We start from the raw sequence: 23,154 nt of genomic DNA on the forward strand, positions 1-23,154 counted from the left end.
TTCGTATGTAATTAACATTTCCCTTATTTTTGCATGGGTTTATCAGGATTACATTGAGAAACATGTTTTTCCCAAGCTAAGGTTTAACTCGATGGCTCACTTCGAACTTAACGGGCAGTGGATGCTTACCTCGCCACAGCGTCCCAATCTTGAAATTCCAATGTTTATTCCGGGCGATAATGTGTCGGCGCTTTTACAAGCAGAGCAGATTCCAGATCCTTATTTTGCCGATAATGAAAACAAAGTTCGATGGATTGAAGAGTGTGAGTGGCATATCTCACGTGAGTTTGACGTCGACGCGTTTACGTTGTCTGCCAAGCAAATTTGGATGACGCTAACTCGTGTCGATACCTTGGCAACCTTCTATGTTAATGGTGAGTTAGCACTAACTTGCAGCAACATGTTTACCCAGCAACGTGTGGATATTAAACCGCATTTAAAGCAAGGTACTAACACGATTCGGGTTGAGTTTGCTCGGGTGGATTTAGAAGGTATCGCAAGAGCAAAAAAACTGCCATTTCCTATTCCATCGGCAATGGGCAACAACCAAATTCCACACATGAACTTGATCCGCAAAACACAATGCCATTCCGGATGGGACTGGGGCATTTGCTTGATGGTATCGGGTATTTACGACCCCATTCAAATCGACATTGTGAATGAGCTTTGGCTCAAAGGCTTCTCGACAGAGCAGCAATGGCAAGCCGATGGGAGTGTGTTTCTTGATGTAGTAGTTGAAGTGGAAACGGACAGTCAACGCCATGAAATGATGGTTGAATTTAATGGTGAGCGTCAATGTATTCAAACAAAAGGAAGTGGTCACTATCATTGCCAGTTCCACATTTTGGAGCCTCAACGCTGGGGGCCATCGGGTTATGGCGAAGCGTATCTCTATCCCATTACCATTTATTGCAGAGAGCAAAAGTTAACGCACAACATTGGTTTGCGTCAGTTAACTCTAAATAATCAAGCTGATGAGCACGGCTCTGCAATGGAATTTATCGTCAATGGCGTACCGATTAATGCTAAAGGTGCCAACTGGATCCCTATTGACGCAATGCCGGGGCGAGAGTGCGAAACACGTTATCGCAACCTTTTGCAAAGTGCGGTTGATGCCAACATGAACATGATTCGCGTATGGGGCGGTGGTCAGTACGAGACTGAAACCTTTTATAACCTTTGTGATGAACTTGGCTTGTTGGTGTGGCAAGACATGATGTTCGCCTGCTCGTTGTACCCATCAAACGACGAGTTTTTAAAAGAGGTAGAAGAAGAACTTAGATTCCAAATCCCGAGGCTCAAGGAGCACCCATCAATCGCACTTTGGTGTGGTGACAATGAAGTGATTGGAGCTATTGGTTGGTATGACGAATCTAAGCGCAGCAAAGTCAAATACACGGTAAACTACGATCGCCTCAACCGCATGATTGAGAAGGAGATTACCGAGCAAGATAGCACTCGCCGTTTCTGGCCAAGTTCCCCATGTAATGGTGAACTGGATTTCGGTGATGCGTGGCATGATGATAGTAAAGGCGATATGCACTTTTGGGACGTTTGGCATTCAGGAAAATCATTCAGTGCCTACGTTGACGTGAATCCTCGTTTTTGCTCTGAGTTTGGTTTTCAATCTTGGCCATCTTTTGCTGAAGTTAAGCGGTTTGTCCCTGAGCAAGACTGGAATATTACATCCCCAACTTTCGAACAACATCAGAAGAACCCTCGTGGTAATAGTATTATTACAGAGATGTTCACGCGCTATTTTCGTTTTCCCTCTGGATTTGAGAACATGCTGTATTTAAGTCAAGTTCAGCAGGCAATCGCGATCAAAACTGCATGCGATCATTGGCGTGCCATTTCTCCAGTTTGTCGCGGCATGCTGTACTGGCAACTCAACGACAATTGGCCTGTCAGTTCTTGGTCTAGTTTGGAATACAGTGGTAGATGGAAGCAGTTGCACTACCATGCAAAACGCTTTTTTGCGCCGCAGTATTTGGTATTTTCCGAGCATACAGGCGAGTTGAGCCTACATTTGCTCAATGATGCGAAAGAGTCCGCAAGCGTCAACGCATTGCTCAAGTGGTTAGATTGGCAAGGGGAAGAAAAGCAATGTTGGAGCTTAGAACAAACAGTCATAGCAGACAGCAATACGATTTTGTGGCAGTTGGATGAATTGATCGAGAAGGATGAACTTACGTCAGGCTTCTTCTATGTTGAAGCGCAAATCGGTGAAGACAGAATAAGCAACACATGGTTTAGTACTCACGAGCTAAAAACCTTGCCGATAGCGAAAGCCAATATAGATGTCTCTATTGAAGGGAGGCGAATTACATTGATTGCGGATAAGCCTGCGTTTTTTGTTCATTTGGAGAGTGATGCTGATGGAAGGTTCAGTGACTCCAGTTTTACTCTGTTGGCCAAGGTTCCAATGACGGTTGAGTATTTAGGTGATCATGTTTCAGGTATGCAGCAGTCGTTGAGGGTATACCACCTTAATGATTAAAGCGGGCATAGAACATCTACATGCTGACAACTAAAAAGGGAGCGTTTGCTCCCTTTTTAGTTACCAAGTATCCGTTATTAAGCTCAGGTTGAGACAGAAGACTATTTAAGTTTCTGATGGACCCGATAGCTAACGACAAAGCCAATGTAGAATAGTGCAGCAAGAGTAATCACTGCCGTCGCGTACGCCAGCAGGCTGTTTAACCCTAAACCAAAAGCCAAAGTGAAGGCGATACCATGAATGGCTTCCGCAGGGATTCGGTACCAAGCAGAGTGGACGGAAGATCCGAAGAGGATAAAGGTACTAAGTAAGACAATCGTGCCGCCTATAAAGCCGACCCATCTGCTGTTGTTCATGTTGCAGTCTCAGGGGTTACCGAGGTAACGTAACAAAATATTTCAGGATCGTATTATACAACCGATCATCGCGAAAAGCGCTAGAGAAATTTCGCGGATAAAACAGAGTGTTTTAATTCGAACAAAAGAATACGACCATAGCCAACTTAATACAGGAATAACAAAACATGTTGAGATTTATACAACGTCGTCGCATTAAGAAAGTGATTAAACTAATGAGTACCAGATTGGTGGTGGGATACGGCAGTCGTGAGTATTTTTCGGTTGGTCAGGTAAAGACGAGCACCAGTGAGTTAAGCGCGTGCCAACAAAAAATTGCGTTGGCATTATATGCGGATCCGCAAGATCTTGATTTGGAAAATCAACCAGAGTTGCAAGCAATACGCTCAGACGTGGCGCATGATTTCTTTTCTGGTGCCGACTATACCGCTCAAGATGTGCTTAATTTACTCGGCTCTGGTGGCTGGAAAGGCGGCCGAATGGAAGATGGAATGTCTCATCATTTTGGTATGCACAGTCGCTATTAAAAACATGCGTTAATTTTATAAATTCGATAAATATTTTTGCTGTTAAAGATTAATTAAATTTTCTTTCAATTGGGTAACAATTACCTAATTATGCACCCGAATCCCAGCGCGTCGCTGGACTGGTTGGATTGCATACCATGAAATTAATCATCAAAGGATTGGGGCTGAGTGCTCTTGTGCTCAGCATGTTTGCTCATGCAGATAGCAAAACGTTGAACGTTTATGCATGGGGTGGCTATTTGCCGGAAGCATCGTTAAAAGCGTTTGAAAAACAAGAAGGCGTTACGATTAATTATTCGACCTTTGAGAATAATGAATCAATGTACACCAAGCTAAAATTGCTAAAAGGTTCTGGCTACGATGTGGTTTTTGCTTCTGCGTACTTCATTGAAAAAATGGGGCGAGAAGGGCTGCTTTCGAAAATAGATCACGCTCAAGTGCCAAACATGCAAGACACAATGGACGGTTTACTTGGCCAAGCGCACGATCCTAAAAATGATTACTCGCTGCCTTATATTTGGGGCATTACCGGGATCAGCTACAACGAATCCATGGTTGAGCACCCAGTGACCAAATGGGCAGACTTATGGGAGTCTCAATACGAACAACAAGTCATGCTGATTGATGACGTTCGCGATGTGTTCGGTATGGCGTTGAAGAAAAATGGTCATAGCGTGAATACAAAAGACGAAGCTGAAATCGAGCAGGCTTTTGATTCTCTAGTAGCGCTGAAAAACAACGTATTACTGTATAACTCAGATGCGCCGCAAGTCCCTTACGTGTCCGGTGAAACATCGGTCGGCATGCAATGGAACGGCAACGCATTCCAAGGACAGGTTGAAATGCCTGAGCTGAAGTTCGTGATGCCGGAAGAGGGCGCGGTATTGTGGATGGACAACTTCACTATTCCGTCTGGCAGTAAAAACAAAGCATTGGCGCATAAATTTATTAACTTCATGTACCAATCAGAGAACCAAGCGGAAATCGTGACCAGTTTGGGTTATGCGTCGGCAACGAACGCTGGGCGTGACAAATTGCCAGAAGAGTTGAAAAATAACCGTACTATTTTCCCTTCATCAGAAGACATGAAAAAAGGCGAGTTTATTAATGATGTTGGCGCAGAAACGTTAGCGATTTACGAAAAGTACTGGCAACGTTTAAGAACGCAATAAGCAACGCCTTTGCCTATTGTTAGGCTTAAAATCGTTCAAATTTGAATTCCCCTCATCACGAAAGCGGTGAGGGGAATTTTTTATGGGCTTTGTACTGCGAGTGTTACTACGCGGCACGCTTCACGAGGCAGAAGTGCTTTTTACCGCGTTGCAGTAACCAATATTGATCAAACAGTGGGAAGCTCAAACTTGGGTTATCAGCCGACACTTTTTCACCGTTTACACTGATGGCGTTGTTGCTGATGTGTTCGCGTGCAACACGCTTCGAACTTGCTAAGCCCGACTCAATCAACAGCTCAACCAAATCTTGCTGTGCGCTCTCAATGCTTGGTAAACCATCCAACTCCAATTGTTTTAATTCACCCAAACTCAGCTGTTGCACATTACCGCTGAATAAAGCTTGAGTGATGCGCTCGGCACTGGCGAGGCCGTCTTCGCCATGAACAAATCGCGTCATTTCTTCAGCGAGAATACGTTGTGCTTGTGGCTTGCTTTGGCTTGCTTGGTCTTGCGCTTCAATGCTGGCAATTTCTTCGCAGCTCAAGAATGTGTAGTAACGCAAGAAGTGGTAAACGTCGGCGTCTTCTGCGCCAAGCCAGAACTGGTAGAACGCGTAAGGAGAGGTCTTGCTAGGATCTAGCCACACTGCGCCGCCTTCGGTTTTGCCAAATTTGGTGCCATCGGATTTGGTGATCAGCGGCAGAGTTAAGCCAAATACTTGCTCACCATTTTGACGGCGAGTTAAATCGATCCCGCTGACGATGTTTCCCCATTGGTCATTGCCACCGATTTGCAAACGGCAACCGTATCGACGGTTTAGCTCGGCAAAATCGTACGATTGCAGTAGGGCGTAGCTAAATTCGGTGAAGGAGATACCTTGGTCAGGTCGTTGCAGGCGTTGTTTTACCGATTCTCGGTTGACCATAGTATTGATCGAGAAGTGCTTACCCACATCGCGAAAGAAGTCGATCACATTGATCGCTTTCATCCAGTCAGCATTGTTCACCATGATCATCGGCTTGGTCAGTTGGTGGTTCATCAACTGCTGAATTTGATTAGAAAGATCGTTAACCCAGCCTGAGACGATTTCTTCTGAGTTCAGACTGCGCTCAGTCGCTTTAAAGCTTGGGTCGCCAATCATGCCCGTTGCACCGCCAATCAAGGCAACAGCTTGGTGTCCGGCATCTTGAAAGCGCTTAAGCATAATCAAAGGCACGAGGTGGCCGATATGTAAGCTGCCAGCTGTAGGATCGAAGCCGCAGTAAACGGTTTGTGGCTGTGAGAGAAGTGTCTGAATTTCTTCCAAATCGCTGGCTTGTGCAATCAAGCCGCGATCTTGTAAATCTTGCAGTAATGGTGTCGTCATTCTTTTTGTCTGTTTTAGTGGTTGTTACATTCAGACTAAAACGCGACACCTTTTCTCGATATATCCCTTAAGGGACAGTTTTTTATCTTGAATGGAGAATGAGGTGATTGAGGAAAAGCTGGAATAACTCACTCAATGAAGACACATTTAATTGCGAGTAAATTCGCTTTCGATGATTTTTGACCGTGCCTTGAACTAAGTGTAACCGCGCGGCAATTTCTTTGGTGTCAAACCCTTGAGCGAGAAGCGAAGCCACCTCTTGTTCGCGACGGGTGAGTGATTCTACGCCAAACGTTGCTAAAGCTTGCTCAATGGCTAATCGCATACTGCCAGAATAAGCACTCTGTGCAAAAACAGGCTCAGAAAAGGTAAATTCCGTTTGTTTCCAATGCTGCTGACAAAGCGACTGAATTATCGGGAAATAGGGCTTTAGCTTATTTATTTGTTGCTGAGAAAAGTATTTTCCATCAGTCATATATCCGAAGTACAGCATGACCCAACGGCCAGATTCAACTTCGACTAGCATGCTAAGCTCGTCTTTCCACCCTGTTTGATGATAGAACTGCTCGCAGTATGAGGTGAAGTCAACGCCTTTACGCGCCACGTCTTTGAGCGTAAATACGCCTTGTTGCTTTGTCTCGTTTAGTTTGAGAAAAAAAGGGTCATTTTGAAATGAGTCAGTAAGGTAGCGTTGAAAAAGTAACTCTCGCTCGTTCTCAATTGAGTCGTAGAGATAAATAGGGTGTTTACCTTCTCGGTAACCTAAAATAACTGCGCAATCAAAATGAAAAAGAGTGCGAATGACACGCATAAGTTTAGGAGTAAAGTTAGGCGTGTTAAGAGCAGAAATTGCTTCTGCTAGCAGATTATTAAAGTTATTGTCAGGCATGGGATACCGAATTGCAGGTGGTTTTGCGCAAGCATAACCAAAAGCAATCCAACGAGAAAGGGAAGTCGCCATCTTCTGGTGACTTCCATAGAGAAAGTTGCGTAAGTGCTCAGTTTTGAGGAATCATAGCCCCGTTAACTTATTGATAAGGGTGCATAACAACGGTTTTATTTAAGCAATTAGTTGCTATGCATTACTGCGAGTTAGTGAGCTCTTCATTAACCCAATATTTAGAACCAGACACGTTAGCATCGATGAGCAAACCTTTAGCGTTCAGCTGATAGACGGCGACGCCGCTGTTAAATTGTTTTGAAAGTTGCTCTGAATCTTCGCCCGCAACAGCAGAGGCTTCACTTGTGGCCTCCCATCCTTCGTTGACGAACGTATCAAAGTCTTCTTTGCTCTCAAACAGAACCACTTGTTGGTAAAATTTGCCGCCAGCCCCAAGTGCAACGCCCAAACCAAACATATTCATATAAGTGCGTTCTTCTGTTTCCTTATTCACTGCGACTCCTGACCCTGAGTTGGTGTGAAACAGCAAAGATAATTTACGAGAATCAAAGACCGCGTAGCCGTACGCGTTGTCGTAAATAGCTTTTGCCTCCGGCTTTTCATTAAATAACTTGAGCAAAGCGCTATCTGCCATTAAGTCCACGGCTTGGCGAGCTTCTTCTGGCGTATCGCCTTCCATCAGCTCATCAATTTTTTTGTCGGCAGCATCTATCCATTCTTTGCTTTTCTCGATGCTGGCTTCTGTCCATTCGCCTGCGGTATTGATCGCTTCCTCGGACCAATTCGTGAAATCTTGCCACGCTTGTTTTGAAAACGCTTTGGTGTCGTCCCAAGCATCTTGGGCAGTATCAGAAACTGCGTCGCCAAGCTCAGACATTTTATTGGAAATTTCATCCCAATCGGCATAAGCAGGGGATGCCAGGAGCATCAATGTAGTAAGGAGTGCGATAGGCTTTTTCATCAAATTCTCTCTGGAGTTATCGATATACCATTCATTTTAGGTCATCAGACTTTGATAATGAAATTGACTAAATGACGAACTTGAGAGAGGAATCACGAACTGATTGTGAAATGACGTGTGAATAACAAAGCCCTCACAAGGGGAGTGTGAGGGCTAGAGTTTATCGTGTGTTACTTGCTGCTAACTTTACCGAGTTTTAACCAAGTATCGATAACCGTATCTGGGTTTAGTGATACAGAGCTAATACCTTGATCCATTAGCCATTCCGCTAGGTCGTCGTGGTCTGATGGGCCTTGACCACAAATACCAACGTATTTGCCTGCTTTTGTTGCCGCATCAATCGCCATCTGAAGCATCACCTTAACCGCTGGGTTGCGCTCATCAAATAGATGTGCGACATCGCCAGAGTCACGGTCAAGACCAAGCGTTAGCTGAGTCATGTCGTTTGAGCCAATCGAGAAGCCATCAAAGTACTTCAAGAACTCATCGGCAAGGACCGCGTTGGATGGCAGTTCGCACATCATGATGACTTTAAGACCCTGATCGCCACGGCGCAGATCAAACTTCGCTAGCAAATCAATCACTGATGCTGCTTCGCTTGGTGTACGCACAAATGGGATCATGATTTCAACGTTTTTCAGACCCATTTCGTTACGAACGCGTTTGATTGCTTGAGTTTCTAGCTCGAAGCAGTCTTCAAACACTGGAGAAATGTAACGAGACGCGCCACGGAAGCCCAGCATTGGGTTTTCTTCATGCGGTTCGTAGGCTTTACCGCCAACCAAGTTGCTGTATTCGTTAGACTTAAAGTCAGACATACGAACAATAACGCGTTTCGGCCAAAATGCCGCAGCAATGGTTGCGATACCTTCTGTCAGTTTGCTTACGTAGAAATCGATAGGATCTTTGTAACCACGAATACGCTGAGTGATTTCTGCTTTTAGCTCATCGCTTTGTGCATCAAAGTTAAGTAATGCTTTCGGGTGGATACCAATCATCTTATTGATGATGAATTCAAGACGAGCAAGACCAACACCTTCATTTGGAATTTGTGCGAAGTCAAACGCGCGATCAGGGTTACCCACGTTCATCATCACTTTTGTTGGTAGCAGTGGCAGTTCATCAACAGAAGAGCGTTTTACGTCAAACTCAAGTTCACCTTGGTAAACGTAGCCCGTTTCACCTTCAGAACAAGATACGGTCACGGTTGCACCATCGGTTAACTTGCTTGTCGCATCGCCACAGCCAACGATCGCAGGAATACCAAGCTCACGAGCGATGATGGCAGCGTGGCAAGTACGGCCACCACGGTTGGTTACGATTGCAGATGCTTTTTTCATCACTGGTTCCCAATCTGGGTCAGTCATGTCTGTAACTAGCACGTCACCTTCTTGGACTAGAGACATTTGGTCCAGAGAGTCAACCAAGCGAACCACGCCTTTACCGATGCGCTGACCGATTGCACGACCTTCAACCAAAACATCTGCTTTGTTTTGTAGTTCGTAGCGCTCAATCACATTTTGTTCCGTTTGCGAACATACGGTTTCAGGACGCGCTTGAACAATGTACAGCTTGCCATCAATGCCATCTTTTGCCCATTCAATGTCCATTGGACGCTGATAGTGCTTTTCGATGATCATTGCTTGCTTTGCGAGCTCTTTGATCTCGTCGTCGTTCAATGAGAACGTGTTGCGCTCTTCATCAGAAGTATCAACGATATCAACTTGTTTGCCGATTTCTTGGTTATCTGAGTAGATCATTTTGATCAACTTAGAACCAAATGTTTTCTTAACGATTGGGTGTTCGCCTGCTTCAAGCATTGGCTTGTGAACGTAGAACTCGTCAGGGTTTACTGCACCTTGAACGACCATCTCGCCTAGACCCCATGAAGAGGTGATGAAGACAACTTGGTCGAAACCCGATTCAGTGTCTAGTGTAAACATAACACCCGACGAGGCTTTATCTGAACGCACCATACGTTGGATACCCGCAGATAGCGAGATGCCACGGTGGTCGAACCCTTGGTGAACGCGGTAAGAAATCGCACGGTCGTTAAATAGAGAAGCGTAAACGTGCTTAGTTGCTTCTAGTACTGCGTCGATGCCTTTCACGTTCAAAAACGTTTCTTGCTGACCAGCAAAAGAAGCATCAGGTAGGTCTTCTGCCGTAGCAGATGAACGAACTGCGACTGAAAGCTCAGGATTGCCTTCGATCAGTTCTTGGTAATTTTCACGAATTTCTTGTTCAAGGTCCGCAGGGAAAGGGGCCTCTAATACCCATTGACGAATGTTTGCACCTGTCTTACGCAGAGCTTCTACATCTTCAACGTCTAGTTCATCGAGTAATTGGTGAATACGCTCATCCAAACCTTCGTGGTCAAGGAATTGGTTAAACGCGTATGAGGTTGTCGCAAAACCATTTGGTACAGAAACGCCTGCGTTTGCTAGGTTAGAAACCATTTCGCCAAGTGAAGCATTCTTACCGCCGACTTTGTCGACATCATCCATGGATAGGCCATTGAACCAGAGGGTGTTCTTTTGCATGTCTTTCTCCAGAAACATTGCAGCTTAGTAGGGGGACTTAAATCGATCTAAACAATCGCATGTTGGCTGTTATTACACGTTGACCATACATTGCTTCATTTAGATTGATATCAAAGGCAAACGATTACGTTCTGGCTGAAAAAAATTCAAAAGAATTTTTAAAGCTGTGGTGAACCTAACTGAAAGCCAAACTGATTTATTAATATTATGTGTACCATCCTACTCAAAAGATTTTGAAAAATTAAACAGAAATGCAAATAAATAACCAAAGTCGTGATGTATTCTATGTTTCTGACGGTACGGCGATAACATGTGAGACATTAGGGCATGTTGTTCTCGGTCAATTTCCGTTCATTCCTAACGAAAAAACCTTTCCGTTTGTAGAAAGCCAGGACAAAGCTACTGACGTAGTCAAAGAAATTGAAACTTCCTACCAGCGCAATGGCGTCAAACCTCTGGTCTTTTTCTCAATTGTCGTTCCAGAAGTACGTGAAATGCTGCTTGAAGCGCCGGCATACAGTTACGATGTGTTGGAGAGTATTGTGCAGAAAGTGCAAGACGACATTCAGATGGCACCAAAGCCTAAGTTGCAGCGTTCTCGCAGTGTGGGGAAAGATTCCGACACCTATTTTGACCGTATTGCGGCTATTGAATACACATTGGCGCATGATGATGGCATCACGCTAAAAGGGTTGGAACAAGCCGATATTATCCTGCTGGGAGTATCGCGCAGCGGAAAAACGCCGACTAGCTTGTACATGGCGATGCAATTTGGTTTACGTGTTGTGAACTATCCGTTCATTGCGGAAGATGTGAAGATGATGCGTTTGTTGCCTGAATTTGAGATCCATCGTCATAAGTTGTTCGGGCTGACTATTGATCCCGAGCGCTTGACTGAAATCCGTGAAAATCGTTTGTCTGGAAGTGATTACGCTAGCACAGAGCAGTGCAAGCTGGAGCTAGACACTGTTGAGGCGTTGTTTAGAAGAGAGGCGATCCCATATATCAATACGTCCTCTCTGTCTGTTGAGGAAATTACTACGCGTATTCTGGAAAAAGCAGGAATGAAGCGTCGCTTGTTTGGCTAACAAGAGACGCTCATGTCGCTATGTGTAAGAGGAGGTAAGGTGTGTACCTCCTCTATCGAATGAACCTTAGACAGAATTAATAGTATTGGAACATCTTTTGGATGTCTTGATAGTTTTTGGTCTGAGTCAGTGACAGCATCAGTAAGATACGTGCTTTTTGTGGGTTCAATGTACCAGCGGCAACAAAGCCGTATTTTTCGTCATCAATTTCAGCATCCAAAGTGGTTGAGCCGCTAGGCGTTCGGGAGCTTCTTACAACAACAACGCCATCTTTACTCGCTTTCTCTAGCTCATCAAACACAGTGTGGTACAAGTTACCATTACCGACACCAGCACTTACGATGCCGTCAAACTTCGCATCCACAAAGGCTTTCACTGGCAAATTGGAGGCATTTGCATAGTTATAAACAATACCGACCTTAGGCAACTTAGTAAGCTTTGATACATCGAATGGGGTTTCTGTCGTATGTTTACGCTCTGGGCTTCGTTGATATTTGGCATCGCTATTATGAATGTAGCCGATAGCACCAAAGTTGGGTGACTGGAAAGTGCTGACGGAGGTTGTATTGGTTTTTGTCACATCTCGCGCATCGAAAATCGTGTCATTCATTGCGACTAGCACGCCACGTCCTTCTGAATCTTCATCGGTGGCTGTTACGACTGCATTGTATAAGTTGACTGGTCCATCAGCACTCATTGCGGTGGAAGGACGCATTGCACCGACGATCACGACAGGCTTTTTGCTCTTGACGGTCAGATCAAGGAAGTAAGCGGTTTCCTCTAACGTATCCGTACCATGAGTAATGACGATGCCGTCAACATCATCTTGAGCGAGTAGCTCATTAACTCTTTTCGATAATTTTAGCCACACTTCATCATTCATATCTTGTGAACCGATACTGACCACTTGCTCTCCAGAAATATCGGCAATGTTGGTCATACTCGGCACCGCAGAAATCAATGATTCAACGCCGACTTTACCTGCTGTGTAGTTTGACTCTGTTGCAGATTGACCTGCGCCTGCTATGGTGCCGCCAGTGGCAAGAATTTTAATGTTCGGAAGTTCGGATTGCGCGAAAGACAAAGAACTAAGGCACAAACCAAGGGTTATCGTACTGAGGCGGAAAAGATTTTTCGTCATGGGAATCACCTGCTGTTAGGTTGGATGTTGGGGAACTCATCTATCCTAAAAACAGTGGGTTAGATTTTTTGAGTACTAGTTCAACAAATTGCAGATGAAGATCGTGATCAACTAATCACTTAAAGAATATCAAATCAACCAGTTAACCTAATTGACGTGCTTCTTTAACAAGTGAGATGTGCTAGTAACGTGCACAACGTGTTAAGCCCTATAATTTATTGATTTATAAATAAAGGAGGTAGGAGTCTCGTGATGAGGTTACTAAACATGAATTTAGCCGTGCAATTTTCCAAAGTTTACAGTGTAAAAAAAAGCGGCTTTACCCCGGAACAGATAAAAGCCGCTTGCCAATGATGTGTTAATTCACATCTTATCGCATAATCATTTGTTCACGACCAGGACCCACAGACACCATTTTTACTGGTACGCCCATGAGTTCCTCAATGCGTAGAACGTATTTCTGTGCTGCTACTGGAAGCTCTTCAAACTTACGACAACCAGTGATGTCCTCGCTCCAGCTTTCCATCTTCTCGTAGATTGGTGCAAGAGAGGCAGTTTGAGGCCAGATTGGGTTTTCGTTGTGGTCGCCTTCGTAGCCAACACAGATTTTCAGATCGTTAAGGCCAGTCAAACAGTCTACTTTAGTTAGCGCAATTTCAGTTGCTGCTTGCAGTTCAACACCATTCTTAGTAGCGACTGCGTCGAAGTAGCCCATATCGCGTGGACGACCTGTAGTTGCACCGAACTCGCCTGCAAGTTCGCGGAAAGCATCTTGCTCTTCCATTGCAGTGATCAACGTACCAGTACCTACTGATGAGCTGAATGCTTTTGCAACCGCAATAACGCGCTCAGGGCGAAGTGCCGGAAGACCACTGCCGATACCCGCGTACATTGATACAACGTTAGAAGATGTTGTCCAAGGATACTCACCGTAAACAAGGTCACGACCTGCGCCAAGCTGTGCTTCGAACAATAGAGTTTTGTCTTTCGCTTGTAGTTCTTTTAGAGGAAGCGTTACGTTGCAAATTGAATCGCGCCAAGGTGCAGAGACTTCTAGCAGCCAGTTCGCCAGTTCTTCAGCGGTTTGTTCAAACTCGAACGTCGGGTAAAGTGCACGCAGTTGCGGCAGTTTCCAATCCATCATGAATTGAAGGCGTTCAACCAATACTTCTGGTTGCTTCAACCAACCAACTAGGATGCCTTTCTTCATTACGCGGTCACCGTAAGCAGGTGCAATACCTTGACGAGTTGAACCGTATGCTTTGTCGCCTAAACGTTGTTCTTCTAGCGTATCTTCTAGTGCGTGTAGAGGTAGACACAGTGTTGCGCGATCAGAGATGCACATATTCACTTTTACGCCCGCTTCTTCAACTTCCGCAATCTCCTGAGACAGCAACGCAGGGCTGATAACCATACCCGGACCTAACACTGCCAAACAGTCTGGGTTGAATACGCCACTTGGTAGCTGGTGCAGCTTAAACGTACCTAGATCGTTAACCACGGTGTGACCCGCGTTGTTACCACCTTGGAAACGAATGCTCGCAGAAGCTTGCTCTGCCAAAAAGTCAACGATGCGGCCTTTGCCTTCATCACCCCAGTTTGCACCCACAACAACGATAGACGACATAATTTAATCTCCAAAAACAGATGCAAAAATCTTAAGGTGTTCGCCATAATAAGAGAAATTAATTATACTCATTAACTTGATAAGAATTTCATATCGGAATTGGCAATGTTAGATTTGAACTGGCTGCGAACCTTCGTAACTCTTGCAGAGGTAAAACACTTTGGTAAAACAGCGACGGAACTGCACATGACGCAGCCGAACGTAAGTTTGCATATCAAGCAGTTGGAGCAAGCCACGCGCACGAAATTGATTGAGCGAAATCCCGTGCAGTTGACGCAAGCGGGGAAGCGTTTGTTAGCTACGGCGCAGCGGATGCTTAATGAGCTGCAAATTTGTCAGTCGGATCTCAATGCCATCAACGATCTTACGCAGGGGACGCTTTCTATTGCGGCGAGCGATATTGTTTCACGTTTACTGCTTATCAAACCATTTCAGCAATTCAAAAGTGAATATCCGGGGATCGACTTGGCATTGTTCAATACCACATCTTCTCAAGCGGTGGATTTGGTGAAAAGTGCGCGTGCCGATATCGGCTTTGTTATCGCACAAAAAGAGAGTCAACCGCTGCATTTTACGCCTCTCACGCAAATTCACTGGTGTGCGTTTGGCGATAACATTTTTGAGTGGCAAGACAATCGAAAAGAGAGCCAGACGCTGATCCTGCTAGGGCACGATACTCGAACCCGAGAGCTGATTGATGCGTCTTTACCTGAACTAAATCTGCCTAAGCATCGCGTGATGGAAGTGGGCAGTGTGGAAGCACAAATCGACTGGGCGGAAGCGGGGTTTGGGACTGCTATTGTGCCGGATTTTTCGCTCGATCCGAGATTAAAGCTTTCTCGAGAAGTTACGCCTTTGCCAAGTTTTCCAAACACTGATTTCGGCTACATCGTGCGTCAAAATCAGGTGTTATCCAAAGCGGCAAAACAGTTGTTGGCTTGGGTTGGCGAGAATGTGTCGGTGGTTGAGGGCTAAGGCGATGAAAGAAAAGGCCATGAAAGAGACGAAGATTACGATTTCGCTCCCATCCTTGATTCACCGTATTGGGGGCGACCATGCCAAGCGAGCGAAAACACTCGCAGCAGAAAAACAGTGCGATCTTAAGCGAATTAGACGATCTCGTCATTGGCAAATCTCAGGCGAGGCTTTGGATGTAAAAGCGTTTTTAGAGCATCTCAAAAACGAAGAAGCAGAGACGATGCGATTTGCGATCAACAAGATCGAACAAGCTCTACTTGCTCACCAAGACAAATTGGAACCTTTGGACGTGAAGTTGATACGTTTGGTGAGACAAAACCCAAACATCACCTTAGCGGAGCTGATGGCTGAAACGAACTGCACGTTAGTTCAAGCTCGCACGGCACGATTTGATGCTGAGTTGCTTTAAGATCGGTTTGTGGTTTACTCACTTTATTAACAGATGTTAGGGTACCGATCAAAATCACTCACTAAGACCATTTTATTATGGATATTTGGCAGCTTCTCCTTTTTATCCCTGCTTGCTTTGCTCTAAATATGGCTCCAGGCCCAAACAATTTATTGGCAATGAATAATGCTCGTTGTTACGGCTTTAGGGCCGCGTTTACGGCCAGTTTAGGCAGAATTGCTGCTTTTTCAGCGATGATTGCGTTGTCTGCATCAGGTCTGGCTGTGATTTTGTATACGTCAGAAATGCTATTTTTGGCAATAAAGCTGGTAGGGGCGCTGTATCTACTGTGGATTGCGTTCAACCTTTGGCGTTCAGAGTCCAGCCCGATCTCTGACTTGGACAATTCGCGCAATTACGCAGGACTTGCGAAGCAAGAATTTACGCTTGCTGCTGGCAACCCGAAAGCGATACTTATTTTTACTGCATTCTTGCCGCAATTTGTTGATGCCAATGCCAACGTTCAAGAGCAGTTTTTTGCCCTTGGCTCCACGTTTTTGATATTAGAAATGGTCGCCATTTCAATCTATGCCATCTTTGGTTTGTACTTGAGACACTGGTTTTCAAATCCAAAAATGGCGAAACGTTTCAATCGCGGATGTTCGTTGTTTTTAGCAGCATCAGGTGCGAATTTGCTACTAAGTAAGCAATAACAACACATCATCTCTGTAGATTATTTTTCTATAAAAAGAGCCGCTGATGTTACATCAGCGGCTCTTTTCGTTGATGCATCGATTATTTATTGTTACCACATCAAATCGTCAGGCACGACGAAATCTGCGTATGGATCGTCTTCTGCTGGAATGTCAGATTCTGCTTCTTTCTGTTCGATGATGACGGACTCATCACGTTGAGCAATTTTATTCGCTACTCCATGTGGAATGACAACATAGCTTTCACCAACAATTGCGATTGCCAAAATACCTTTGATCAACTGCTCGCGGATAAGTGAATCTACATAAAGTGATTTCACTAGCGTACCGTGAGTGAAGTTGTATTTGATGTCGCCATCTTTTAAGTCGATCTTGTTCATCTCAATCAATTGATTGATCTGCGCTTTGATCTCTTTATTTAATCGCTCAGCATTTTGTTGCTCGCTCAATTGTTTATCACGCTCTAACTGTTGGCGTTTATTCTCTTCAACCGCCGCTTTTACTTCGCGTGCTTGAACGCGTGATTTTTTTGAGCCTTTCTTCGCTTTCTTTAGTTTCTTTTCATTAACTAAGCCAGCTTTCAGCATTTGTTCTTGAAGGGTAAGTTTTGCCATGTTTCATCCAGTTAGTGCGCAATTTTGGGCATTTTACCCACTATTGCCACTTGTAGTAAATAATAGTGCTTTCTATGGGTCTAAAATGTTTGGTTGGCTTGTTGTCTCTTTAATGGAAAGTGCAAAGCGGGCCTTCTCCAAAGCCCGCGAGCATTACTGAAATCTAGGTGGGTTATGGCTGCCACTGTTTAGATGTGACGAGGTTATCCATCACTTTGTTTACCGCTTGATGCGCTTTGTCGACAATGGTGTCTATATCGTTACGGTTCGCGATAAGCGGTGGAGCAAATCCGAGGATGTCACCATGTGGCATGGCGCGAGCGATTAAGCCTTGCTCTAAACAGGCCGCCGCGATTTGCGGGCCTACTTTCAAGTTTGGATCAAAGTGTGCACGGCGGAGCTTGTCTGAAGAAAACTCCAACGCATGCAACAAGCCAACGCCACGAGTATCACCGACCAATGGATGATCGTTAAACGTCTCCGCCATGCGTTGCTGCAAGTAAGCGCCGACTTCGGCTGCGTTTTGCACCAGGCCTTCACGTTCAATGATATCGAGGTTGCAGTTCGCGGCTGCCGCTCCCATTGGGTGACCAGAGTAGGTATAACCGTGTCCGATAGCACCCCATTGGTCGGTGCCGTTTTCTAGCACACTCCAAACTCGTTCACCGACGATCACGCCAGACAGCGGTTGATACGCTGAGGTTAACCCTTTCGCTACCGTGATGAGATCTGGTTTCATGTCGTAGTGGAGTGAGCCAAAATCGGAGCCGAGGCGACCAAAGCCACACACCACTTCATCCGCAATCAAGAGTACATCGTATTTGTCGAGTACTTTGCGAATCGCCTGCCAGTACCCTGCTGGTGGTGGCACAATACCGCCAGTACCGAGCACTGGTTCCGCAATCATTGCTGCTACCGTTTCTGGGCCTTCTTCCAAGATCATCGCTTCGAGTTGATCTGCGCAATATTGAGAGAATTCAAGCTCAGACATACTCTCGTCTTCACGGCGATAATAATATGGCGCGATGGTGTGTTTGATACGCTCAAGTGGTAAATCAAAATGGGCGTGGAACAACGGTAAACCTGTCAGTGAACCGGACGCGATACTTGAACCATGGTAGCCGCGGTCACGCGAAATGATTTTTTTCTTCTCTGGTAGACCACGAGCATTGTTGTAATACCACACCAACTTAAGTTGAGTTTCGTTCGCGTCGCTGCCTGACATGCCGTAGTAAACTTTGCTCATGCCTTCAGGCGCCATTTTGATGATGCGATCTGACAGTGTCACGAGCGCTTCGTTCGTATGGCCGACGTAAGTGTGGTAGTACGCCAGTTCTTTGGCTTGCTCATAAATCGCATCGGCCATTTCGGTCCTGCCATAGCCAATGTTTACACAATACAACCCGGCAAAGCCGTCTATCAGCTCGATGCCTTCTGAATCGGTGATGCGTATTCCGCTTCCGCTCGAGATAATTCTTCCCGGAAGCTCCCCGGCCGCATACTGCTTCAGGTGGGTTGAGGCATGAAATACTCTCTGACGATCGATCTCTAAAAGTTGTTGGGTTTTGTTACTCATGATCCTTCTCCTCGAATAATTGGATATCCATATTTCGTGTCTCAACTGCCACTGACGGTTGGTAAAGCGCCTAAGCAGCAGTATTTGATTTCACTGTATTCTTCAAATCCGTGACGGCTTCCTTCTCGTCCAAGACCAGACTGTTTCACGCCGCCGAATGGGATAGGGTGCCCTGTCATTTTGACGGAGTTCACGCTCACCATGCCAAACTCCAAACCGCGCATGCAGTGCCAAATTTGGTGAATATCGTGACCATAAACATAGGCAGCTAAGCCGTACTCAGTGTCGTTGCTCATTTCAATCACGGTATCTAAGTCTTGGTAAGGCAATACGCCTGCCACAGGACAAAAATTCTCTTCGCGATACACCGCCATTTCTGGGGTTACATCGGCTAGCAATGTCGGCGCGAAGAAGTTTTCGCCTGGTACGGGCTGGTGGTATCCCGCTACCAATCGCGCGCCTTTGTCGAGCGCGTCACGCACCAAATCATGCGCTTTATCCACCGCAGTGCGATTAATAAGCGGTCCCATGGTGGTTTTTTCGTCTAAGCCATTGCCCAAAACGATGTGGCTCATTTCTTTGGCAAACGCTTCCAAAAACGCTTCGTACTTATCGTCAGGGACGAATATACGGTTTGCGGCCAAGCAGTCTTGTCCTGCGGTTTGAAACTTCGCATCCACGGCGGCTTTCGCTGCTTGCTCGACATCCATATCTGGCAGCACGATGAAAGGGGCGTTACCACCGAGCTCCATACTGCACTTCTTCACGGTTTGTGCCGCGTCGCGTAGCAATAGTTTGCCTACTCGAGTTGAGCCTGTGAACGAGAGCGCTTTGACTTTATCGGAGTGACACAAGGCTTGTGACACCATCACCGCATCGCCAGTGATCACGTTAAAGACACCAGGTGGAAAGCCAGCTCGGTCTGCTAACTCTGCCAACGCTAACGCAGAAAAAGGCGTTTCACTGGCGGGCTTAATGAGCACCGGACAGCCTATTGCTAGTGCGGCAGCGGCTTTGCGTGTGATCATGGCATTAGGAAAGTTCCATGGCGTAATCAGTGCTGCGACACCAATTGGCTCGCGCACCGTTGATAGCTGCGCATTCGGAATATGACTTGGGATGGTTTCGCCATAACTGCGGCGTGCTTCTTCGGCAAACCAACGAACAAAGGATGCGCCGTAGTCAATCTCACCTACAGCATCACCTAGTGTTTTTCCTTGCTCCATCACCATCAAATGAGCAAGGTCTTGCTTTGATTCTAGAATCAGGTCGTGCCAACGCATGAGAATTTCAGCGCGCTCTTCTGCTTGCATTTTTCGCCATTGACGAAAGGCTTGGTCGGCTTCATCAATCGCTTGATAGAGTTGTTGCTGAGATAGCTTAGTGATGTAACCGATGACCGTGCCATCTGCTGGATTATCCACCGGATGAAATTGATCACCACTTACCCATTTGCCATTCACGTACGCTAAACCTCTCACCAAACGTACGTCTTTCATTATCGCCATCATGTCGTGTGAGGCTTTTAATTCTTCAGTGTGTAAGCTGTGCAGTGCTGCCATGAGTCCTTCTCCCAGCATCGTTGTCCATAATGAAACTGTAATGGAGAAGTGACCGAAATAATTTCTGATACCGAGGTTTAAAACGTCAGAACTTTCTTTTTAGTGCCGTTAAATATGGTGTTTTTTCTGTTCACGCCTGATACGCATTTTCCCTTTTATAACAAAGCGTTTTGGTTTACTTCGAATGTGCCCGCATCACGTTTGATTGTTTTTGTCACAATGTAAGTAAAGTAGCGCTCAATGCCCACATCTGAGTCTAACCAGTTGTCGATAAGCCGCTGATATTGGTCGATATCTTCTGACTGAATTTTAAGGATGTAATCGATACCACCGCCCGTGGCATAGCAATCAGTGACTTCTGGTGAATGTTGAACCAGTTGCTCGAAGCGTTTGAACGCTTGGGCGTTGTGTTCTTTGAGCGTAACTTCAACCATAACCGACGTTCGTTTGAACAAAATATCGGTATTTACTTTTGCTCCGTAACCTTCAATGATGCCTGCTTCTTCCAGTTTTTTGACGCGCTCCCAGCAAGGGCTCACGGATAGGTTGATGGCCTCGGCAAGGTGAGATTTGGTGATACGACCATTATCATGAAGTATTTGTAGAATTTTTACGTCGTAGCGATCGAGGCGCATTATGGGTCTCCCTGTTGAATACTAATCATTTCATAAAGGCTGATGACTGGTCGCTGTTATAAGGTGCTTTCCAGTTTGCTTCTGGTATGCCATTTGTTTTGATTTCTTTAGTTGGCTTTTCAATCAGCCTATCTCGCCGCAGTCTTCGGCTATAACTGCGATAGTGTCACCGATATTCACCATAGCAGGAAAACGACGTGCCGCGAAAATACCATTGCGCTGTGACTTGTACTCAACGGGGGCGGTACCTGTGCGCTCGGTCGAGAAGATTCTCACTAATACATCTCCCTTTTTGACGGTATCGCCAAGATCAAATAAGTATTCTGTGATGCCGTGGTGCTGGCTTTGCACATAACAACTTGCATCAGGCATATCTAATAACTTAGTTGGTTGGGTTGGTTGTTCGTAGTCACCGGGCAAGTTGCCTGAGAAGCGTAAGAAGTTGCGAATGCCACGGTCGGAACAAGCGATGGTTTCTGGAGTGCTGGTTCCGCCTCCTCTTAGTTCGGTGGTAACAAAGATTTTTCCCTGAGACTCCACGGCAGTGTCATACAGGCTGGTGGCGTCCATTTCGAGCAAGATCATGGTGTAAGGTGCGCCAAACAGTTTTGCACCTAATATGCAGGCTTCTTCTTGATCGAGATTGTCGAGACGATGGGCAGCGGCGAACGGCACGATATCTAACGTTTTACCACCTGAGTGAATGTCTAACGCAAAATCGCACTTAGGAACTAGGTAACGAGTAAAATAATCCGCAATTTTCTCGGTCACTGTGCCTATGGGGTTGCCGGGAAAGCTGCGATTTAAATTCCCTTTATCGATAAACGACGTACGTGAGGCATTTTGTACCGCAGGTAAGTTCATCATGGGTACAATAATGACACGACCTTGGATTTGATCTGCCTGAAGCGAGTTCGTCAATTTTAGCAGGCTGGTGATGCCTTCGTATTCGTCTCCGTGATTACCGCCAGTAAGCAGTGCGGTTGGTCCGTGACCATTTTTGATCACGGTGATAGGTATCATAATACTGCCCCAAGCGGAGTCGTCATGTGAATAGGGCAGCGTTAAAAAGCCGTGCTGTACACCTTCTCGGTCAAAGTCTATGGTGGCTGTGATCGAGCTTTTTTGCATATCAAGTCCTTTTAGTTCTCAGATCTAGCTCAACAGAGCTTGAGGTTTGAAAAATTAGTGTTTAACAAATAAGTGGCGTGGAAAGTCACACAGCGTTTTTGCTCCATCATGGGTAATGACGATACTTTCCGTTGTTTCTAACCCCCAATCTTTGAACCACAGTCCCGGCATAAAATGGAATGTCATGCCTTCTCTCAAGATGGTTTTATCGGTGTCTCGCAAACTCATGGTTCGTTCCCCCCAATCTGGCGGGTAGCTCAAACCTATTGGATAGCCACAACGGGCGCCTTCGCGTGAGAATCCCGCTTTATCGAGAACCTGGTTTAGTGCATTGGCGATGTCGGCGCAGGTATTTCCGGGCTTTGCCACTTTTAGGCCTGCTTCAAGTCCTAAAGTTAGGGCTTCGTCGGCTCGTTTGAACTTGTCGTCAGGCTCGCCAAGAAAAATAGTGCGTGAGAGTGGGCAATGGTAACGGCGGTGCGCCCCTGCGATTTCAAAAAACGTCCCTTCGCCTTTCTTGAAGGGTCTGTCATCCCAAGTCAGGTGAGGTGCGGAAGCATCAGAACCTGATGGCAAAAGCGGCACAATCGCGGTGTAATCGCCAAAGTGGTCTTCATGCCCGAGCACGGCTTGGCGGTTAATCTCGGCAACAAGGTGGTGTTTCGGTAATCCTGGTTCAATCATGTCGAACGCGACGCGGTGCATATTTTCAACAATGCGAGCGGCACGGTACATGTACGCCAGTTCTTGATCGGATTTAACGGCGCGGCACCAGTTGACTAGTCCAGTTGCATCGAGAAGTTGAGCATTCGGTAGGTGCGTAGTGAGTGATTCGTAAGCGGTGGCGCTAAAGTAATAGTTATCTTTTTCTACGCCGATGCGACCACGATCCCAAAGGCGCGAAGCCAGTACGGCTTCGACCAGGAAATCCATCGGGTGTAGCGGCGGATTCATTACATAATGGTCTGGATAGTAGGTGATGTTTTCTGCCGACATATACGCAGTCCTGTATGCTCCGTTGGCATCTTGGCAGCGTCCAAACCAAACGGGTTCATCAGATGGACCAACAACGACACATTGTGGCACGTAAAAAGACCACCCATCATAGCCTGTTAGCCACGCCATGTTAGAAGGGTCATGAATGATAAGGACATCCAATTCTCTTTCTTCCATCGATTGCCGAACTTTCGTTAACCGATCCTGGAACTCATCCAGTGTAAAATGCAAAGCAACGCCTCTCATATTTTCTCCTTGTTAGAAATCCGACGCCTTATGGGCCTTCGGAGACGCTGAGGTATTTCTACCTTCTACCAGCTAGCCAGATCTGCGTTAAAAATGATTGCAATTTACCTCTGGGGTTGTATTTGGATTGAAC

General features: G+C 45.9%; 20 protein-coding genes. 7 read left to right on the forward strand and 13 right to left on the reverse strand.

Translation table 11 applies throughout. From position 1 onward, the window contains the following. Window positions 1–91 precede the first annotated feature (91 nt). Window positions 92–2,500 carry a beta-mannosidase gene (locus tag N646_RS18725; protein ID WP_017819805.1) on the forward strand — a complete coding sequence of 803 codons (2,409 nt, stop codon included), beginning with the start codon at window positions 92–94 and terminating at the stop codon, window positions 2,498–2,500. Window positions 2,501–2,601: 101 nt separating this feature from the next. Here the strand turns inward: N646_RS18725 and N646_RS18730 are convergent, their stop codons facing one another. After that, a complete protein-coding gene (locus tag N646_RS18730) occupies window positions 2,602–2,856 on the reverse strand; it encodes a hypothetical protein (protein ID WP_017819806.1) in 255 nt (84 codons plus the stop codon). Between the two features lie 167 nt (window positions 2,857–3,023). On the opposite strand from N646_RS18730, the gene N646_RS18735 reads away from it, so the two are divergent. Both N646_RS18735 and N646_RS18740 read left to right on the forward strand, forming a co-directional pair. Then, window positions 3,024–3,383 (forward strand): DUF6559 family protein, encoded by a 360-nt coding sequence (locus N646_RS18735; protein WP_017819807.1) that lies wholly within the window; start codon window positions 3,024–3,026, stop codon window positions 3,381–3,383. A 137-nt stretch (window positions 3,384–3,520) separates the two neighbouring features. Then, window positions 3,521–4,555: an ABC transporter substrate-binding protein gene (locus N646_RS18740; protein ID WP_017819808.1), complete on the forward strand. Its 1,035-nt coding sequence runs from the start codon at window positions 3,521–3,523 to the stop codon at window positions 4,553–4,555. Between the two features lie 106 nt (window positions 4,556–4,661). Here N646_RS18740 and tyrS read toward each other — a convergent pair whose 3' ends face one another. From tyrS to ppsA, 4 genes are all read right to left on the reverse strand, one after another. Further along, window positions 4,662–5,921: a tyrosine--tRNA ligase gene (tyrS, locus tag N646_RS18745; RefSeq protein ID WP_017819809.1), complete on the reverse strand. Its 1,260-nt coding sequence runs from the start codon at window positions 5,919–5,921 to the stop codon at window positions 4,662–4,664. An 82-nt stretch (window positions 5,922–6,003) separates the two neighbouring features. Next, the gene (locus tag N646_RS18750; RefSeq protein ID WP_021707696.1) at window positions 6,004–6,810 is read right to left on the reverse strand and encodes a response regulator transcription factor; all 807 of its coding nucleotides are present in this window, start codon (window positions 6,808–6,810) and stop codon (window positions 6,004–6,006) included. 193 nt (window positions 6,811–7,003) lie between these two features. After that, window positions 7,004–7,783: a lipid-binding SYLF domain-containing protein gene (locus N646_RS18755; RefSeq protein ID WP_005373824.1), complete on the reverse strand. Its 780-nt coding sequence runs from the start codon at window positions 7,781–7,783 to the stop codon at window positions 7,004–7,006. Window positions 7,784–7,953: 170 nt separating this feature from the next. Beyond that, window positions 7,954–10,326 carry a phosphoenolpyruvate synthase gene (gene ppsA / locus N646_RS18760; protein WP_005373822.1) on the reverse strand — a complete coding sequence of 791 codons (2,373 nt, stop codon included), beginning with the start codon at window positions 10,324–10,326 and terminating at the stop codon, window positions 7,954–7,956. A gap of 251 nt (window positions 10,327–10,577) precedes the next feature. Between ppsA and ppsR the strand changes: the two genes are divergently transcribed. Beyond that, window positions 10,578–11,414 (forward strand): posphoenolpyruvate synthetase regulatory kinase/phosphorylase PpsR, encoded by an 837-nt coding sequence (ppsR, locus tag N646_RS18765; protein ID WP_005373820.1) that lies wholly within the window; start codon window positions 10,578–10,580, stop codon window positions 11,412–11,414. A 76-nt stretch (window positions 11,415–11,490) separates the two neighbouring features. Here the strand turns inward: ppsR and ansB are convergent, their stop codons facing one another. Together ansB and N646_RS18775 are read right to left on the reverse strand one after the other, a co-directional pair. Then, window positions 11,491–12,555 carry an L-asparaginase 2 gene (ansB, locus tag N646_RS18770; RefSeq protein WP_017819810.1) on the reverse strand — a complete coding sequence of 355 codons (1,065 nt, stop codon included), beginning with the start codon at window positions 12,553–12,555 and terminating at the stop codon, window positions 11,491–11,493. A 370-nt stretch (window positions 12,556–12,925) separates the two neighbouring features. Then, the gene (locus N646_RS18775) at window positions 12,926–14,182 is read right to left on the reverse strand and encodes an adenylosuccinate synthase (RefSeq protein ID WP_017819812.1); all 1,257 of its coding nucleotides are present in this window, start codon (window positions 14,180–14,182) and stop codon (window positions 12,926–12,928) included. A 105-nt stretch (window positions 14,183–14,287) separates the two neighbouring features. On the opposite strand from N646_RS18775, the gene N646_RS18780 reads away from it, so the two are divergent. From N646_RS18780 to N646_RS18790, 3 genes are all read left to right on the forward strand, one after another. Further along, window positions 14,288–15,157: a LysR family transcriptional regulator gene (locus tag N646_RS18780; RefSeq protein WP_005373812.1), complete on the forward strand. Its 870-nt coding sequence runs from the start codon at window positions 14,288–14,290 to the stop codon at window positions 15,155–15,157. A 19-nt stretch (window positions 15,158–15,176) separates the two neighbouring features. Further along, on the forward strand, window positions 15,177–15,569 hold the full coding sequence (locus N646_RS18785; protein WP_017819813.1) for a ribosome recycling factor family protein: 393 nt from the start codon (window positions 15,177–15,179) through the stop codon (window positions 15,567–15,569). A 77-nt stretch (window positions 15,570–15,646) separates the two neighbouring features. Then, complete coding sequence (locus tag N646_RS18790) at window positions 15,647–16,261, forward strand: LysE family translocator (RefSeq protein WP_017633575.1); 615 nt, start codon at window positions 15,647–15,649, stop codon at window positions 16,259–16,261. A gap of 92 nt (window positions 16,262–16,353) precedes the next feature. Here the strand turns inward: N646_RS18790 and N646_RS18795 are convergent, their stop codons facing one another. The 6 genes from N646_RS18795 to doeA form a co-directional block, all read right to left on the reverse strand. Next, on the reverse strand, window positions 16,354–16,875 hold the full coding sequence (locus tag N646_RS18795) for a DUF2058 domain-containing protein (protein WP_017819814.1): 522 nt from the start codon (window positions 16,873–16,875) through the stop codon (window positions 16,354–16,356). Between the two features lie 172 nt (window positions 16,876–17,047). Continuing rightward, a complete protein-coding gene (locus N646_RS18800) occupies window positions 17,048–18,451 on the reverse strand; it encodes an aspartate aminotransferase family protein (RefSeq protein WP_017819816.1) in 1,404 nt (467 codons plus the stop codon). Between the two features lie 41 nt (window positions 18,452–18,492). Then, a complete protein-coding gene (locus tag N646_RS18805; RefSeq protein ID WP_017819817.1) occupies window positions 18,493–20,013 on the reverse strand; it encodes an NAD-dependent succinate-semialdehyde dehydrogenase in 1,521 nt (506 codons plus the stop codon). A gap of 155 nt (window positions 20,014–20,168) precedes the next feature. Beyond that, window positions 20,169–20,648 (reverse strand): Lrp/AsnC family transcriptional regulator, encoded by a 480-nt coding sequence (locus N646_RS18810; RefSeq protein WP_005387046.1) that lies wholly within the window; start codon window positions 20,646–20,648, stop codon window positions 20,169–20,171. 123 nt (window positions 20,649–20,771) lie between these two features. Further along, complete coding sequence (doeB, locus tag N646_RS18815; RefSeq protein ID WP_017819818.1) at window positions 20,772–21,779, reverse strand: N(2)-acetyl-L-2,4-diaminobutanoate deacetylase DoeB; 1,008 nt, start codon at window positions 21,777–21,779, stop codon at window positions 20,772–20,774. 54 nt (window positions 21,780–21,833) lie between these two features. Then, window positions 21,834–23,021: an ectoine hydrolase DoeA gene (doeA, locus tag N646_RS18820; RefSeq protein ID WP_017819819.1), complete on the reverse strand. Its 1,188-nt coding sequence runs from the start codon at window positions 23,019–23,021 to the stop codon at window positions 21,834–21,836. Window positions 23,022–23,154: the final 133 nt, after the last annotated feature.

Source organism: Vibrio alginolyticus NBRC 15630 = ATCC 17749 (assembly GCF_000354175.2).
Taxonomy (GTDB): domain Bacteria; phylum Pseudomonadota; class Gammaproteobacteria; order Enterobacterales; family Vibrionaceae; genus Vibrio; species Vibrio alginolyticus.